The sequence below is a fragment of the Halosimplex aquaticum genome, assembly GCF_028747785.1.
GTDB lineage: Archaea > Halobacteriota > Halobacteria > Halobacteriales > Haloarculaceae > Halosimplex > Halosimplex aquaticum.
The window spans coordinates 2,218,335-2,231,938 of record NZ_CP118158.1; the positions used below are offsets into that span (position 1 = coordinate 2,218,335).

Genomic DNA, 13,604 nt, shown 5'->3' on the forward strand with positions numbered 1-13,604 from the left:
AAGCGACGCGCGCGAGCCCCCACGCCGCGCAGCGGCGGGACCGGCCCGACGAGCCCCGGGTCCGGCCCGACGAGCGACCGGAGCGGGAGGGCGACCGTGGTAGTCCCCGACCGGTACGCGCGCTTCGACGCGCTCGCGCTGACCGCGCTGGTGTGGTTCCTCGGGAAGTTCCTCCGGTACGCGTTCCCGCCGCTATTTGGAACGCTCGGGTCGACCTACGGCGTCTCACGGACCGTCCTCGGGAGCGCGTTCACCGGGCTGATGCTCGTCTACGCGGCGATGCAGTTCCCCTCGGGACTGCTGGCCGACCGGCTCGGGTCGGTGCGGGTGATCACCGCCGGGGCGCTGGTTGCCGCGGCCGCCGCGCTCGCGCTCGCCGTCGACGCCCCGCTGTGGGTGCTGATCGGCGCGATGGCGCTCGTCGGCGCGGGCACGGGGACATACAAGACGGTCGGCGTCAGCCTGCTCTCGCGGGCCTACCCCGCCCGGACGGGTCGGGCGCTCGGCATCTTCGACACGTTCGGGACGTTCGGCGGCGTCGCGGCGCCCGCGGCAGTCGTCGTCGCCTCGGGACTCCCCGCGGCGTTCGGCGCCCCGTGGCGCTCGCTGTTCCTCGCCGCCGGCGTCGTCGGCGTCGGCCTCGCCGTCGGATTCGCCCGCGTCGTCCCGAGGCGGCTGCCCGACGAGCCCGCCGGCGCCGCCGCGAACGGCGCCGGTCCGGCCGACGGTGAGCCCGCGTCGGCCGACGACGTGACCGGGTCGGCCGCCGACGGATCCGGGGACGGCGGCGTCCCGCTGGGCGCCTACGTCGCGCTGTTCCGGGACCGCCGGTTCGCGCTGTTCGTCGTCGTCACGATCTGCTTCTCGTTCGCGTACAACGGCGCGGTCGCCTTCCTGCCGCTGTACCTCGCCGAGGAGACCGCCGTCTCGGAGGCGACGGCGAACTTGCTGTTCAGCGTCCTCTTCGTCGTCAGCCTCGTGCAACTGGTCACCGGCGAGGCGAGCGACCGGGTCGGCGTCGAGGCCATCCTCGCGCTGACGCTCGGCGTCGCGACCGCCGGGCTGCTGGCCGTGCTGGCGCTCTCGGCGACCGGCGGCCCCGTCGTCCTCGGCGGCGCGGTCGTCCTGCTCGGCCTCGGCGCCCACGGCTACCGGCCCGTCCGCGGCGCGTACATGATGTCGGTGGTCCCCGAGTCGGTCGCCGGCGGGAGCCTCGGCGTCGTCCGGACGCTCCTGATGGCCGCCGGCGCCGTCTCGCCCGCTATCGTGGGATACCTCTCCGAGACGGCCGGCTTCGGTACCGCGTTCCAGTTGCTCGCGGCCGCGCTCGTCGCGGCGACGGCGCTGTCGCTCGTGCTCTGGGCGCTCGGTCGGTAGTCTACTCGTAGTCGTCCCACGCCAGGCCGGTCCCGACCGCGGCGACGCCGCCGTCAACGCGCAGGGTCGTGCCCGCCACGAACGACGCCTCCTCGGAGGCCAGGGGCGATGGCGTCCGCGACCTCCGGTGGTTCGGCCGTCCGCGTGTTGTAGCTACCGGCGCCTCACTCGTACTCGGTGACACAGAACCCGTTGCCCTCCGGGTCCTCCAGCACGGTCCACGTCGCGGTGTAGCCCTCGCCGGATTCGGTCTTCGTCTCGCGGACGGACGCTCCCAACTCGGTGAGGCGCTCGACGGCCGTCGCCCGGTCCGCGGCGGCGAAGTCGAGGTGGATCGGCAGGTCCCGCTCGGTGCCTTTCGGCATCTCCTTGAACAGGAGCGCTGGACCGCGCTCCCGGTCGACGATCTCCGAGTCGAACGACGGGAGGTCGCGCCGCTCGCCGTCGACCGCCCGCTGCCAGAACGTCGCGAGTTCCTCCGGGTCCTCACAAGCGAAGGTAATATGTTCTAACTCGATCATGCAACTCGCTCATCACTCGGCCGCGGAAAGCAGCTGTCGATACCGGCGAATAGTGAAAAATCGGTGTCAGAAACGGGCAGCGTCGGACGGTACGGGAGGGGAATCGACCGTCAGGCCAGGAAGACGTGTCGCGGGCGGTCGGCGAGGACCTCGCGGCCCCAGGCGACGGTCTCGCGGAAGTCCTCGGAGCGGAAGAAGGCCATGGCGTCTTCCTTCGCGTCCCAGCGGCTGGCGATGAACATGTCGGTGTCGTCCTCGCGGTTTTCCAGCAGGGCGGTCTCGCGGTGGCCGTCCATCGCCGCGAGCGCCTCGCCGACCTCGCCGAACGTGTCGACGAACTCCTCGCGGTAGTCGGGCTTGACCGTGTAGAACATCCCCATCGTGCCGAAGCCGTCGCGGTCCTGCGGGCGACCGACGATGCCCGGCAGGTCGGTGAGGAAGTCCGCGGCGGTGTCGGCGGCGCTCTCTGTGTCCCAGAGGCTGACGACGGCCGTCTTCCCGGAGTCGCCCGCGCGGTCCGTGTAGACCGCCGTCTTGACGTGCGTGTCGTAGCGGTCGAAGCCGTCGCGCAGGTCCGAGACCTCCGCGTCGAGCGTTTCGGGGTCGGCCTCGGAGTAGAGGACGAGCGCGTAGACGTCCTCGCCGTGAGGCTGGCCGGCGTAGACGCCCTCGTCGACCAGTTCCTCGCGGATGTCGGCGGCGGTAGTGTCGTCGCTGGACTGCATTTCGGCGTCGGTCCCGGTTTCGCTCGCCCCGGAGTCGGCGGCCGCGTCGGCGTCGCCGAGCGGGCCGCGGGCGCTGTTGGTGACCGCGTCGATGTCCGTCAGGAAGCCCAGTGCGGTGTCGGCGGCGCGCTCGTTCGCCCAGACGCTGACGACGGCGGTCTGGCCCTGGTTGGCGCGGACGCTCGTCAGGACGTGCGTGTCGTAGTGCTCGAAGTTCCCGCGGAGGCCGTCGACCTCGTCGACGAGCGCCTCGGCGTCCGCGTCGGCGTAGCAGACCAGCCCGTAGTCGCCGCCGTCGTACTCCTCGGGGTAGACGCCGAAGTTCGCGAGCGTTCGACCCATCTCCTCGGCGTCGAGCCCGTCGACGCTGTCGTCGTCGGTCTCCTGCTGGACGGCCGCCGGCGGGCCGCCGCTTGCGCCACCGTCGTTCGATTCGGACACGGCCTCGGCGGATGCGGCCGCGTCGTCGGCAGCGGCCGCATCGGGCGACGCCGCCGCGCCGTCGCCGTGCGTACTCTGTCCGGCGTCGCCGCCGTGTCCGTTGGCGTGGCTGGCGGTCGACGCGCTGGCGTGTGCGGCCCGTTCGCCGTCGCTTTCTGCCGCGGCGTCGCTAGTGGGGACGTGCTCACCGGCGAGGTAGGCGTCGAGATCCGCGGGCGGGAACTTGCGGCCGACGTAGAAGGGACCGAACTCGGCGAACTTTGACGAGGACGGGTCGAAGCGCATCTCGTAGAGCAGCTCCTTCACGTCGGTCACGTCGTCGGCCCAGAGGGTGACGCCCCACTCCCAGTCGTCGATGCCGACGGAGCCGGTGATCATCTGCTCGACCTTCCCGGCGTAGCCGCGGCCGATGTCGCCGTGGCTCGCCATGTGCTCGGCGCGCTCCTCGAAGGGCAGGTCGTACCAGTTCTGGTCGGGCTGGCGGCGCTTGGACATCGGGTAGAAGGAGACGTGCTCGCTGTCGGGGATCTCCGGGTGGAGCCGCGACTCGATGTACTGGGCGAGGCCGGAGTCGTCGTCGACTTCGCCGTCGAAGTACTCGCGGGCGCGCTCGCTGTAGCCCGACGCCTCCGTGACGGAGACGTACGAGTAGGTCTGCTCGGTGAACTGTGAGAACTCGGTGCGCTCGAACCGGCGTTCGAGGCGTTCAACGTCCGCCAGCGTCGGGCGGAGGTGCACGATCAGGAGGTCGGCTTTGTGTCCGACGACCGCGTAGAGGGCGGAGTCCCCCTCCTCGGCGTCGGCGACGGCCTCGGCGGACTGGAGGTGATCGACGACCTCGCCGAGCGCCCGTTCGCGGACGCGCTCCGGGGCGTCCTGCCAGGCCTCCCAGTCGACAGTCCGGAGGTCGTGGAGTGCGTACCAGCCCTCCTCCGTCTGCGGCGGCTCGCGTCTGACCATACCGGAACTAGCGAGTCGTCGGTAAGGAAGCTTGCCTTTCCGGGACGGGGCACCAGTGGAGCGAAGGCGGTAGCGGAGCAGTAGCAGTAGCGGAGCGGCGGCGGGGCGGTCGAACGTCCGGCGCCGAAGGCGCCGGTTCACCGCCAGAGCAAGCTCTGACGAGCCTGCGGTCGTTCGCGGTGCTCACTCCCGCAGACACCGAACTCGCGCGGAGCGCGAGTTCGGCCTTTTTCACCCATGCTTTTGCCGGTCGGGTGCCCGCAGGGAGCGCAGCGACCGAGGACACCCGGCCGGGAAAAAGATGGTAACCAAACCCTCTTGATGGGCAGGCCCATCACTCCGGGTAATGGTACGCCCGCTGTACTGGGTACTCGCCGGGATCGTCGTCTACACGGTGGGGGCGATGGCGTTGCAGGCGAGGGGGTATCTCCCCGAGTCCGTCCGGATCTCCGGCCCGATCATGACGCTCCACACCGGCCGCGGTCGCGCATTCCTCACGAAACTCGCCGCGCCCAAGCGCCTGTGGCGCGCGTGGGGGAACTTCGGCGTCGGGATGGCGCTCGTCACGATGGTCGGCATGTTCGCCGCCGTCTTCAACGCCGGCTGGCAGGCCATGCAACAGCCCGAGGCCCAGCCCGTCCAGAACCCCCAGAACGTGCTCGTCATCCCGGGCCTCAACGACTTCCTCCCGCCCGCCGCCGCCCCGGAGATCATCCTCGGCCTGCTCATCGGCCTCGTCGTCCACGAGGGCGGCCACGGCCTCCTCTGTCGCGTCGAGGACATCGACATCGACTCGATGGGCCTGGCCTTCTTCGCGTTCATCCCCGTCGGCGCGTTCGTCGAACCCGACGAGGAGAACCGGCTGCGCGCCTCCCGCGGCAGCCAGACACGGATGTTCGCCGCCGGCGTGACCAACAACTTCCTCGTCGCCTTCGTCGGCTTCCTCCTCCTTTTCGGCCCGGTCTCTGGCGCCATCGCCGTCGCCTCGGGCGTTCCGGTGGGCAACGTCGCCGAGGGGTCGGCCGCCCAGGCCGCCGGTCTCGGCCACGGCGACGTGATAACCCAGGTCGAGGGCCAGCAGGTTGCAAACGTCTCGGAATTCGAGGCGGCCCTCGCGGACATCGAGGACCGGAACGTGACGATCACGCTGAAGAGCGGTGAGACGACGACGCTCGAGCGGAAGCTCATGCTGATGCGGTCGGTCCCGTCAGTGATCGGCGGTATCAAACCAAATCAGCAGGATCCGACGGTTGTCAGGGCTATCAACGGCAGTGCCGTCTACACCGAACGCGGGTTCGTCGAGGCGTTAACCGGACGTGAGACGGCGACGATCCGGACGAACCGCGGGAACGCCACCTTCGCGGTCGGCGCCTACGGCCTGGCCGTCGAGAACGGCCCGATCGCCAACGCCTCCGTCCCGACTGACGGGACCGACGTCATCGTCACGCACGTCGCCGGCGAACGGACGCCCAACGCCTCCGTCTACAGCGACGTCGTGAGCGGCCTCGACGCCGGCCAGACGGTGACCGTGCGGGCGTCGGTGGGCGACGTCCGCCAAACGTACAACGTGACCGTCGGCTGGAGCGGGCGCGGCGACGCGCTCGGCCTGCGGACCCAGCAGGGCTTCAGCGGCATCGCGGTGGTCGACACAGGCATCGACGTGTACCCGGCCGCGCAGTTCCTCGCGTACCTCGGCGGGTTCAGCGGGCCGTGGGGCGGTCTGTTCTCCGGGCAGTTCCTCCAGCAGATGTTCGTCGTCCTGCTGGTGCCGTTCCTGAGCACCATCGCGCCGGGCATCGGCTACAACTTCGCCGGGTTCCTCCCGGACGTGGCGAACTTCTACACCGTCACCGGCCCGCTCTCGGCGCTCGGCGGCGGCGTCTTCATGATCGCCAACGTCCTCTTCTGGACGGCCTGGGTCAACCTGAACCTCGGCGTGTTCAACTGCGTCCCCACCTTCCCCCTCGACGGCGGCCACATCCTCAGATCCTCCGCCGAATCCGTCGTCGCCCGCCTCCCCATCGAGAACGGCCGCCGCGCCACCACCGCCGTCACCGCGTCGATCAGCCTCCTGATGCTCGCCGGCCTGTTCCTGATGCTGTTCGGCCCGCAGATCTTCTGAAACCATCTTTTTGGCGGAGGGGGTTTCCTCGCTCGCTTCGCGCCGTTCGCATCGAGGCTCTCACTTCGTTCGAGCCTCGCGCTCGCTGCGGGAACCCCTCCGCCAAAAACATGGGTGAAAAAGGCCGAACTCGCGCGGAGCGCGAGTTCGGTGTCTGCGGGAGTGAGCACCGCGAACGACCGCAGGCTCGTCAGAGCTTGCTCTGACGGTGAACCGGCGCCTTCGGTGCCGAACGCCACGGTCCTACGCGAACAGCTGACGCGCCTCGTCCAGCGCCGCGACGAGCTTGTCGACTTCCGCTTTCGTGTTGTAGATGTAGAAGCTGGCCCGGGTCGAGGAGGGGATGCCGAGCTTGTCGTGGAGCGGTTGGGTGCAGTGGTCGCCGGCCCGCACCGCGACGGCGTACTCGTTGAGGATCTCCGAGGCGTCGTGGGCGTGGACGCCGTCGAGGTTGAACGAGACGAGCGCCGCGCGGTCGTCACCGGGCGGCCCCAGAATGTCGATGTCCTCGAACTCCGAGAGGCGGTCGTAGGCGTACTCGGCGAGTTCCTCGCCGTGGCGCTGGACGTTCTCCATCCCGATGTCGTCGAGGTAGTCACACGCCTCCGCGAGGGCGATGCCCTGCGCGATGACGGGCGTCCCGGCCTCGAACTTCCAGGGGAGGTCGTGCCACGTCGAGTCCTCGTAGGTCACCTTCTCGATCATCATGCCGCCGTAGAGGTACGGCTGCATCTCCTCCAGCAGGCGCTCTTTCCCGTAGAGGACGCCGATGCCCGTCGGGCCGCACATCTTGTGCCCGGAGAACGCGAAGAAGTCGGCGTCCATCGCCTGGACGTCGACGGGCATGTGCGGGACCGACTGGGCGCCGTCCACGAAGTACAGCGCGTCGTGGTCGTGGGCGATCTCGCCGATCGCTTCGACCGGGTTGATCGTCCCGAGCGTGTTCGAGACGTGGATCATGCTGACCATCGCGGTGTCGTCGGTGATCAGCTCGCGAGCGTGGTCCACGTCGAGGTAGCCCTCCTCGTCGACCCGGATGAACTTCACGTCGGCGCCGGTCTTCTTGGCGAGTTGCTGCCAGGTGACCAGCGTCGCGTGGTGGTCCATCTCGGTGAGGACGATTTCGTCGCCCGGACCGAGTTCGGCCAGTCCCCAGGCGTAGGCGACGGTGTTGACCGCCTCGGTCGCGTTCTTGGTGAAGACGACCTCCTCGCGCCCCTCGGCGCCGATGAACTCGGCGACGCGGTCGTGGGCCTCCTCGTAGGCGATGGAGGCCTCCTGGCTGAGGTGGTGCAGACCGCGGTGGACGTTGGCGTTGGTGTGGCGGTAGTAGTGCGAGATGGCGTCGACGACGGGGTCCGGCGTCTGGCTCGTCGCCGCGTTGTCGAGGTAGACGAGCTGCTCGCCCCTGAACTCCCGTTCGAGGATCGGGAAGTCCTCCCGTATGCGCTCGACGTCGAGCGGCTCCGATTCTGACAGTCCCATTGGGAGAACGGACGCACTCGACGGCTAACATTCCTTCGGTTCGCGCGAACTCTGTTTTGCGCTTTCCGAAAGCTATCCGTCAGCGAGCGAGAGCCGATCGCGTTCGTTCTCAGGGATCGGATTTCGATACTTGACGTCTTCGCCCGCGCAGAGCAGTTCGAAGTCGTCGTCGGTCGTTACGAGATAGTCCGCGTCGTGAGCCCGTGCCATTGCGAGGACGAACGAGTCGTATACGTCGTGGTCCTTCTCGGCATTGATGTCGTACGCTTCCGAGAGAACAGTGTCAGTTGCCCCCACGATTCGCGCGGGGCTCGCAAGCAACGACTGGACGGCATTTCTCGCCGCCACCGTTTCGACCTCGAAGTTTCGAGTCATGATGTACTGTGCCCGGAGTGGATAGTAATCCGGGACGAGCAATGTGTTCGGTCCGTCAAGCGCATCACGGAGCCACGGGAACACCTCGTCGTGGACCGGGTGATCGTCGGTCAGCCCGATCGCAACGACGTTCACGTCCGTAAGAATCGAAACTTCGGCGGGAATCTCACCGCTCATTCGTCCGTCTCTATGGGACCGAACAAGGCCTCGCCCGCGTCGGTCGGCGTACTGTTCGACCAGTCGCTCCGACCAGCGGTCGCGGTCTCCAGTCTCGCGCTCGGAGCTGGGTCAATTTCGAGGACGGAGCCTCGCAACTGCGCCGGTATTTCGTCGTTAGGTTCGATACCGAGTCGGTCCCTCACTGACTTGGGAATCGTGATCCGACCGCGGTCGTCGACGCGGAGCGTCACTTGCTCCCCCTCTTCGTCCCCTTCGTGCGTTCGGATACCCATTTTGATCCCTCTGAATCCCACTACTACGTTGATATTAAAAGGATTTTCGACTGGATCGGTCTCAGAACCACCGATCGACCGGCAAGACGTCCGTGAGCGTCGTGACTACGAGCCCACCGCCGAGAAGCGCCACTCCCAGTCCGACGGCGACCGCCGCAGTGCCCTCCGCTTGACCCACCGCGGCCGCGCCCGAGGCGAAGAGGAGAACGCCGATCCCCACCAGTAACAGCGTCCCGACGGCGCCGAGGATCGCGTCCTCGACGGCGTCGTGGACGATCTCGTAGAGTTCGTCTTCGTCGATACCGGGCGAGACGCCGCCGTCGGAGACCCGCGGATCGGACCCCTCCGGAAACGCCGCCGGCCCGTCGCCGTCGCTATCGCGGTCGGTCATGGATATGTCGTCTCAGTACGAGTTCAGAAGTGTTCCGGTCGACGCGGCCGGGCCGCGCTTACATCCAGAGCAGTTGCGCGTGGCGAGTGCCGTCGAGTTCGAGGACGTTCTCCTCGTCGACGAACCCGTGTTCGATGGCCAGTTCGACCGCCTCGGTGCCGACGATGTTCGCGGTCGAGCACCGCGAGAGGCTGTCGACGACCTCCTCCTCGGTCGCCTCGTCGCCGTCGTAGAACTCCGGCTCGACGGTCAGCGAGACGGTGCCGTTCTCGTAGGTCTCGCCCAGGTCCTCCGGGTCGCAGACGGAGACGAGCAGCCCCTCGTCGGTGTCGCGTTCGTTGAGGAGCATCGCCTACTCCATCATCTCCGCTTCGGCCTGCTGGCGGAGTTCGTCGGCCTCCTCGGCCAGTTCCTCGGCGCGTTCGTCCTCGCCGAGTTCTTCGAGCGCGCGGGCCTTCTCCTCGATGACCTCGGCGTTGCGGAAGCCGAGGCGGATGGCGTTGTCGAAGGCGTTGCGGGCGTCCTCGGCGAGGCCGCGTTCGAGCAGGAAGAAACCGCGGTTGTACCAGCCCTGGGCGAACCGGGGGTCGATCTCGACGGCGCGCTCGGCGTGTTCGAGCGCCTGCTCGGTGCGGCCGGACTGCCAGAACGCGAAGGCGAGGTTGGTCTCGGCCGTCGCGGCGTGCTCGGAGTCGTCGTCGATGTTGAGGGCCTCGCGGTAGGCGCCGATGGCGGCGTCCCACTCCTCCAGTTCGGCGTGGGCGGCGCCCTTGTTCGTCCAGGCCTCCTGCTCTATCTTCTCGTCGTCGGCGAAGCGAGCGGCCCGTTCGAGGGCGTCGGTCGCCTGCTCGTAGCGGTTGATGCCGATGTAGCTCAGGCCCACGTCGAGGAGTTCCTCGGCGTCGACCTCGTTCGCGGCGATGTTCCGCTCGTCGAGTTCGTCCGCGAGAACGCGCGAGTCGACGGGGTCGACCTGGTCTGGGTCGACCTCGAACTCCGGCGGATCGATGTCGAACCCCTCGTAGGGGTCGCCGAATCCCTGCCCGGAGGAGAACTCGTGGTCGTCCCGGTCGTCAGTCATACCCCGGAATATGCGAGGAAGATGGATAAGGGCTACGTCACAGTCGTTACCCGTCCGCGTCCGAGCCGGCGCGGGAGCCGTCGGCCGAATCCCCGCCCTGCTCTGCGTCGACCGCGTCGTCCGGTGCAGTATCCCCGCCCTCCTCTCTCCTGACGGTGAACTCGTCGAACTGGACGGTAGCGCTCACGATGAGATAGCCGAGTGCGATAGCGAAGGCGAGCGTCCCGTCGTACTGGTAGTCGCTGATCGGTCGGAGGGCCGGAGTCAGCGTCACGACGAGGGCGGCCGTGCAGCGGCGGAGGGTCCGGCGGAGGGCGGCGGCGTCATCCATGTCTCTCTGCGAGACCGGTGAGACGCTAAGTCTGGTGGTCGACGCGAGCGGCGGCGCGATCACGAGGGGAGCCGCACCGACTACCAGGGTCCGCCGTACGCCCCCACCGGCGGGCGGTCGTCCCCGCCGTCGTCTGACTCCCCGTCGTCGGCGTCGCCCTCGTCACCGATGTCGCTCGGGCTGTCGGGCCGTCGAAAGAGCCCGGCGAGCAGGCTCGCGGCGAGGTATCCGATGGCGAGGTACGCGAGCGGGTAGCCGAGGCTGCTGCTCGGATCGTACGGGTCGGTGTTCGCGACGATCATCCCGAGTCCGACGACGAGGACGGCGGTGCAGCGACGGAGGGTCACGCGGAGGGCGGCGGCGTCGTCCATACCCACCGATGAACCCGGGCGGGACACTAACGGTGACGGTCCGACGAGCGCGGCCCGCCCGTCAGGACGACCGCGGGCCGTCTGCGTCGGATTCAGTCTCCCCCGGTGGCGTGACGTCGACGACGGCCGCGCGCTCGTTGTAGAGTCTCGCGACGCCGAAGAGGGCGCTCGCGACGAGATAGATCAGCGCACCGACGAGGAGCGGCGTCCCGTCGAAGCCGGAACTCACCTCGCCGAACCCGATACCGAGGACGGCGACGACGAGGGCCGTACACCGTCGAACCGTCCGCTGGAGGGCGTCGGACGACATACCTGTTCGTCCGCAGCCACGCAGTAAATGTCTGGTGGCCCGGCCACAGCACCGAAGGGCGAGGCGGTCCGACGGGCGGACATGGGCAAGCGACTGTTCGTCAGCGTCGACCTCGACGGACTGGCCGACGAGATCGCGGCCGTTCAGGACCACTTCGAGGACGCTTCCGGCCTCAACTTCGTCGATCCCGAACAGGCCCACGTCACGGTGAAGTTCCTCGGCGACACCGACTCCGAGCGAGTCGAGGACCTCGTCGGCGAACTCGACGCGGCGGTCGAGGACGCGGGCGTCGATCCCTTCGAAGCGGAGTTCGGCGGCCTCGGCGTCTTCCCGAGTCTCGATTACATCAGCGTGGTCTGGGTCGGCACGCGCACCGGCGGCGAGGAGCTGACGCGGCTCCACGAGGCCGTCGAGGAGCGGACGACAGCGATGGGCTTCGACGCGGAAGACCACGAGTTCACGCCGCACGTCACGGTCGCGCGGATGGAACACGCCGGCGACAAGAGCCTCGTTCAGGAGGTCGTCCGCGGGCGCGACCCGGACGTCGGGACGCTGGCCGTCGAGGAAATCAGATTGAAAGAGAGCACGCTCGGCCCCGACGGGCCGACCTACGAGACGGTCGAGCGGTTTCCGCTCTAGACCGCGCCCCTCACCCCCTGTGACCGATTCACAGCGCGGGGAGACCGCCCGGCAGGACCCGCGCCGCGACGTAGCCGTCGTCCGCAGGCGTCGGCGAGAGCTCCAGGCGGACAGTCGAGCCAGCCCCTCGCTCCGACAGCCGTTCCGCGACGAGGCCGTCCAGACAGTCGACGACCGTCCGCTCTTCGCCGCCCGGCGTCTCGACGGTCATCCGGCCCGACCCGTCCAGGGGGTCGACGATCCTGTGGGAGACGATCCCGCTCTCCGCCGCATCGGCCTCGGTCGTGCGCGTGGTTGTTGACATACTGTTTTATTCGCGCGAGCAGTATTTATATCTCACCGCATAGGAAGGAGAACATTCATAGTGCATATAAGGACCATTAACCAGTCGTTGCCACGGCGCGGCCGCCCCGCCGGAATCCGGCCGCTCGTCGCACTCCATCGGCTTTAGGTCTGCCGAAACCAATCAGATTCGTGATAATACTTAGGGGGCCAGAGCCCCGACTACCACGGGCATGGCCGCAGTCGCGAACCTGGCGCTCGTGTTCGTCGCGGGGACGTTGACGGCGCTGGCGACCGGGCTGGGCGCGGTCCCCTTCTTCCTCGTCGAGGATATCTCGGACCGGTGGAACGTCGTCCTCTGGGGGCTGGCCTCCGGGATCATGGTGGCGGCGTCGCTGTTCGGGCTGATCGGCGAGGGGCTGGCGGTGGTCGACGGCGGCGTCGCCGCGGCGGCGGTCGCCATCGGGCCGGGGGTCCTCGCCGGGGTGGCGCTCGTCGTCGTCGGCCACGCGGTGCTGGCGGACGCGGAGTTCGACGCGAGGGAGTACGAGGAGGCGGACTTCCGGAAACTGGTGCTCATCCTCGGCATCCTGACCGTCCACAGCTTCCCGGAAGGCGTGGCCGTCGGCGTCTCCTTCGCGGAGCTGGGGATCGAGGACCCGAGCCTCGCGACAGTCTCGCTGGCGGGCCTCTCGCTGCCGGTGCTGGCGGTGTTCATGACCGTCGCCATCTCGATCCACAACGTCCCCGAAGGGGTCGCCGTCTCCATCCCGCTGCGCGCGATGGGCGTCGGCGAGTGGCGGATGGTCTGGTGGGCCGTGTTCTCCAGTCTCCCGCAGCCGATCGGCGCGGTGATCGCCTACTACTTCGTCACGCTGGCCGAACAGTTTCTCCCCTTCGGCTTCGGTTTCGCCGCCGGCGCGATGGTGTATCTCGTCGCGACCGAGTTCGTCCCCGAGGCGCTCGAACGCGGGGAAGACCTTCCCGGGGGCGGACGGCGCGAGCTCGTCGGCGGCGTCGCGGCCGGCGTGCTCGTGATGATTCCGCTCGCGTTCGCCTGAACGGCCTGCTGCCCGTCCGCCGCGGGGGCTGGCCCCTCAGAGCAACTTCCGCTGGGTCACGGTGAGGTCGACGAACACGTCGAGCGGCCTGGGCTCGTCGCCGGGCCCGGCGTCGCCGCGGTAGTCGGAGTGGTCGACGACGAAGTAGTACGGGCCGGAACCGTCGATGGGCTGTCGCGCGCCGCCTTTCTGGGTCTCGGCCTCGTAGGCGTCCTCCGCGACCTTCTCCGCGGTCGTGCTCACGTCCGTGCTGCCCGCGGGCGTCAGCGCCGGCTCGTCGCCGTCCGTGTACGTGTCGTAGAACATGAACGACTCCTCGGTCGAGAAGAAGTATACGTCGAAGGGACGGTCGGCCTTGGCGCGATACCGGATCGCGCCGCCCGGGTCGGACACGTCGGGGATCTCCTTGATCCAGCCCTCTCCGGGCTGGACCGTCACCGACCGCTGGACGGTCGTCACCACCTCACCGCCGCCGCCGATGCAGCCGGCGAACCCGCCCGCGACACCCAGTGCGGCCGTCGACAGGAGCGCTCGGCGGTCCATAGCGATCGGTGTCGAATAGTCCTATATAGAGCCACCTGCCGGAGAATCAATCCTGATACCACTCACGGCGCGGACAAGCGTGCAGCCAGCGGCGACGCCTCGGGCGCGGCCGGGGACGGCGAGTCGGGCGAGAACGC

18 protein-coding genes are annotated in these 13,604 nt (G+C 68.6%); 4 read left to right on the plus strand and 14 right to left on the minus strand.

Annotated elements, in window-relative coordinates:
* The first annotated feature begins 96 nt into the window (after window positions 1-96).
* The gene (locus PSC72_RS11220; RefSeq protein ID WP_274325961.1) at window positions 97-1,377 is read left to right on the plus strand and encodes an MFS transporter; all 1,281 of its coding nucleotides are present in this window, start codon (window positions 97-99) and stop codon (window positions 1,375-1,377) included.
* A 1-nt stretch (window position 1,378) separates the two neighbouring features.
* Here the strand turns inward: PSC72_RS11220 and PSC72_RS11225 are convergent, their stop codons facing one another.
* The 3 genes from PSC72_RS11225 to PSC72_RS11235 form a co-directional block, all read right to left on the minus strand.
* Window positions 1,379-1,561, minus strand: coding sequence for a hypothetical protein (locus PSC72_RS11225; RefSeq protein WP_274325962.1), 183 nt, complete (start codon window positions 1,559-1,561; stop codon window positions 1,379-1,381).
* On the minus strand, window positions 1,542-1,898 hold the full coding sequence (locus PSC72_RS11230; protein WP_274325963.1) for a VOC family protein: 357 nt from the start codon (window positions 1,896-1,898) through the stop codon (window positions 1,542-1,544). The genes PSC72_RS11225 and PSC72_RS11230 overlap by 20 nt, the downstream gene beginning before the upstream one ends.
* A gap of 110 nt (window positions 1,899-2,008) precedes the next feature.
* Window positions 2,009-4,024 carry a heme-binding protein gene (locus PSC72_RS11235; protein ID WP_274325964.1) on the minus strand — a complete coding sequence of 672 codons (2,016 nt, stop codon included), beginning with the start codon at window positions 4,022-4,024 and terminating at the stop codon, window positions 2,009-2,011.
* Between the two features lie 346 nt (window positions 4,025-4,370).
* Between PSC72_RS11235 and PSC72_RS11240 the strand changes: the two genes are divergently transcribed.
* A complete protein-coding gene (locus PSC72_RS11240) occupies window positions 4,371-6,146 on the plus strand; it encodes a site-2 protease family protein (protein WP_274325965.1) in 1,776 nt (591 codons plus the stop codon).
* A 243-nt stretch (window positions 6,147-6,389) separates the two neighbouring features.
* Here the strand turns inward: PSC72_RS11240 and PSC72_RS11245 are convergent, their stop codons facing one another.
* The 9 genes from PSC72_RS11245 to PSC72_RS11285 all read right to left on the minus strand — a co-directional run bounded on the left by PSC72_RS11245 (window position 6,390) and on the right by PSC72_RS11285 (window position 10,942).
* Complete coding sequence (locus tag PSC72_RS11245) at window positions 6,390-7,625, minus strand: aminotransferase class V-fold PLP-dependent enzyme (protein WP_382261857.1); 1,236 nt, start codon at window positions 7,623-7,625, stop codon at window positions 6,390-6,392.
* A gap of 78 nt (window positions 7,626-7,703) precedes the next feature.
* A complete protein-coding gene (locus tag PSC72_RS11250) occupies window positions 7,704-8,183 on the minus strand; it encodes a type II toxin-antitoxin system VapC family toxin (RefSeq protein ID WP_274325967.1) in 480 nt (159 codons plus the stop codon).
* Window positions 8,180-8,479, minus strand: a complete 300-nt coding sequence (locus PSC72_RS11255) for an AbrB/MazE/SpoVT family DNA-binding domain-containing protein (protein WP_274325968.1) — start codon at window positions 8,477-8,479, stop codon at window positions 8,180-8,182. The genes PSC72_RS11250 and PSC72_RS11255 overlap by 4 nt, the downstream gene beginning before the upstream one ends.
* A gap of 40 nt (window positions 8,480-8,519) precedes the next feature.
* Window positions 8,520-8,849, minus strand: coding sequence for a hypothetical protein (locus PSC72_RS11260; protein ID WP_274325969.1), 330 nt, complete (start codon window positions 8,847-8,849; stop codon window positions 8,520-8,522).
* Window positions 8,850-8,907: 58 nt separating this feature from the next.
* Window positions 8,908-9,198: a DUF424 domain-containing protein gene (locus PSC72_RS11265; RefSeq protein ID WP_274325970.1), complete on the minus strand. Its 291-nt coding sequence runs from the start codon at window positions 9,196-9,198 to the stop codon at window positions 8,908-8,910.
* 3 nt (window positions 9,199-9,201) lie between these two features.
* Window positions 9,202-9,930 (minus strand): tetratricopeptide repeat protein, encoded by a 729-nt coding sequence (locus PSC72_RS11270; protein ID WP_274325971.1) that lies wholly within the window; start codon window positions 9,928-9,930, stop codon window positions 9,202-9,204.
* Window positions 9,931-9,976: 46 nt separating this feature from the next.
* Window positions 9,977-10,261: a hypothetical protein gene (locus PSC72_RS11275; protein ID WP_274325972.1), complete on the minus strand. Its 285-nt coding sequence runs from the start codon at window positions 10,259-10,261 to the stop codon at window positions 9,977-9,979.
* An 80-nt stretch (window positions 10,262-10,341) separates the two neighbouring features.
* Complete coding sequence (locus PSC72_RS11280; protein WP_274325973.1) at window positions 10,342-10,632, minus strand: hypothetical protein; 291 nt, start codon at window positions 10,630-10,632, stop codon at window positions 10,342-10,344.
* Window positions 10,633-10,693: 61 nt separating this feature from the next.
* Window positions 10,694-10,942 carry a hypothetical protein gene (locus tag PSC72_RS11285; RefSeq protein WP_274325974.1) on the minus strand — a complete coding sequence of 83 codons (249 nt, stop codon included), beginning with the start codon at window positions 10,940-10,942 and terminating at the stop codon, window positions 10,694-10,696.
* 81 nt (window positions 10,943-11,023) lie between these two features.
* On the opposite strand from PSC72_RS11285, the gene thpR reads away from it, so the two are divergent.
* Window positions 11,024-11,581, plus strand: coding sequence for an RNA 2',3'-cyclic phosphodiesterase (thpR, locus tag PSC72_RS11290; protein ID WP_274326168.1), 558 nt, complete (start codon window positions 11,024-11,026; stop codon window positions 11,579-11,581).
* Between the two features lie 28 nt (window positions 11,582-11,609).
* Here thpR and PSC72_RS11295 read toward each other — a convergent pair whose 3' ends face one another.
* On the minus strand, window positions 11,610-11,885 hold the full coding sequence (locus PSC72_RS11295; protein ID WP_274325975.1) for a hypothetical protein: 276 nt from the start codon (window positions 11,883-11,885) through the stop codon (window positions 11,610-11,612).
* Window positions 11,886-12,096: 211 nt separating this feature from the next.
* Here PSC72_RS11295 and PSC72_RS11300 point away from each other — a divergent pair, with 211 nt between their 5' ends.
* Entirely contained in the window at window positions 12,097-12,924 is an 828-nt protein-coding gene (locus PSC72_RS11300; protein ID WP_274325976.1) for a ZIP family metal transporter, read from the plus strand.
* 36 nt (window positions 12,925-12,960) lie between these two features.
* Here the strand turns inward: PSC72_RS11300 and PSC72_RS11305 are convergent, their stop codons facing one another.
* A complete protein-coding gene (locus PSC72_RS11305; RefSeq protein WP_274325977.1) occupies window positions 12,961-13,467 on the minus strand; it encodes a hypothetical protein in 507 nt (168 codons plus the stop codon).
* Between the last annotated feature and the right edge of the window lie 137 nt (window positions 13,468-13,604).

Bases quoted from the DNA above. Each gene is read 5' to 3' on its own strand.
- PSC72_RS11230 (WP_274325963.1), bottom strand. From the start codon at position 1,898: ATGATCGAGTTAGAACATATTACCTTCGCTTGTGAGGACCCGGAGGAA.
- PSC72_RS11235 (WP_274325964.1), bottom strand. From the start codon at position 4,024: ATGGTCAGACGCGAGCCGCCGCAGACGGAGGAGGGCTGGTACGCACTC.
- PSC72_RS11240 (WP_274325965.1), top strand. From the start codon at position 4,371: ATGGTACGCCCGCTGTACTGGGTACTCGCCGGGATCGTCGTCTACACG.
- PSC72_RS11250 (WP_274325967.1), bottom strand. From the start codon at position 8,183: ATGAGCGGTGAGATTCCCGCCGAAGTTTCGATTCTTACGGACGTGAAC.
- PSC72_RS11260 (WP_274325969.1), bottom strand. From the start codon at position 8,849: ATGACCGACCGCGATAGCGACGGCGACGGGCCGGCGGCGTTTCCGGAG.
- PSC72_RS11265 (WP_274325970.1), bottom strand. From the start codon at position 9,198: ATGCTCCTCAACGAACGCGACACCGACGAGGGGCTGCTCGTCTCCGTC.
- PSC72_RS11270 (WP_274325971.1), bottom strand. From the start codon at position 9,930: ATGACTGACGACCGGGACGACCACGAGTTCTCCTCCGGGCAGGGATTC.
- PSC72_RS11275 (WP_274325972.1), bottom strand. From the start codon at position 10,261: ATGGATGACGCCGCCGCCCTCCGCCGGACCCTCCGCCGCTGCACGGCC.
- PSC72_RS11280 (WP_274325973.1), bottom strand. From the start codon at position 10,632: ATGGACGACGCCGCCGCCCTCCGCGTGACCCTCCGTCGCTGCACCGCC.
- PSC72_RS11285 (WP_274325974.1), bottom strand. From the start codon at position 10,942: ATGTCGTCCGACGCCCTCCAGCGGACGGTTCGACGGTGTACGGCCCTC.
- thpR (WP_274326168.1), top strand. From the start codon at position 11,024: ATGGGCAAGCGACTGTTCGTCAGCGTCGACCTCGACGGACTGGCCGAC.
- PSC72_RS11295 (WP_274325975.1), bottom strand. From the start codon at position 11,885: ATGTCAACAACCACGCGCACGACCGAGGCCGATGCGGCGGAGAGCGGG.
- PSC72_RS11300 (WP_274325976.1), top strand. From the start codon at position 12,097: ATGGCCGCAGTCGCGAACCTGGCGCTCGTGTTCGTCGCGGGGACGTTG.
- PSC72_RS11305 (WP_274325977.1), bottom strand. From the start codon at position 13,467: ATGGACCGCCGAGCGCTCCTGTCGACGGCCGCACTGGGTGTCGCGGGC.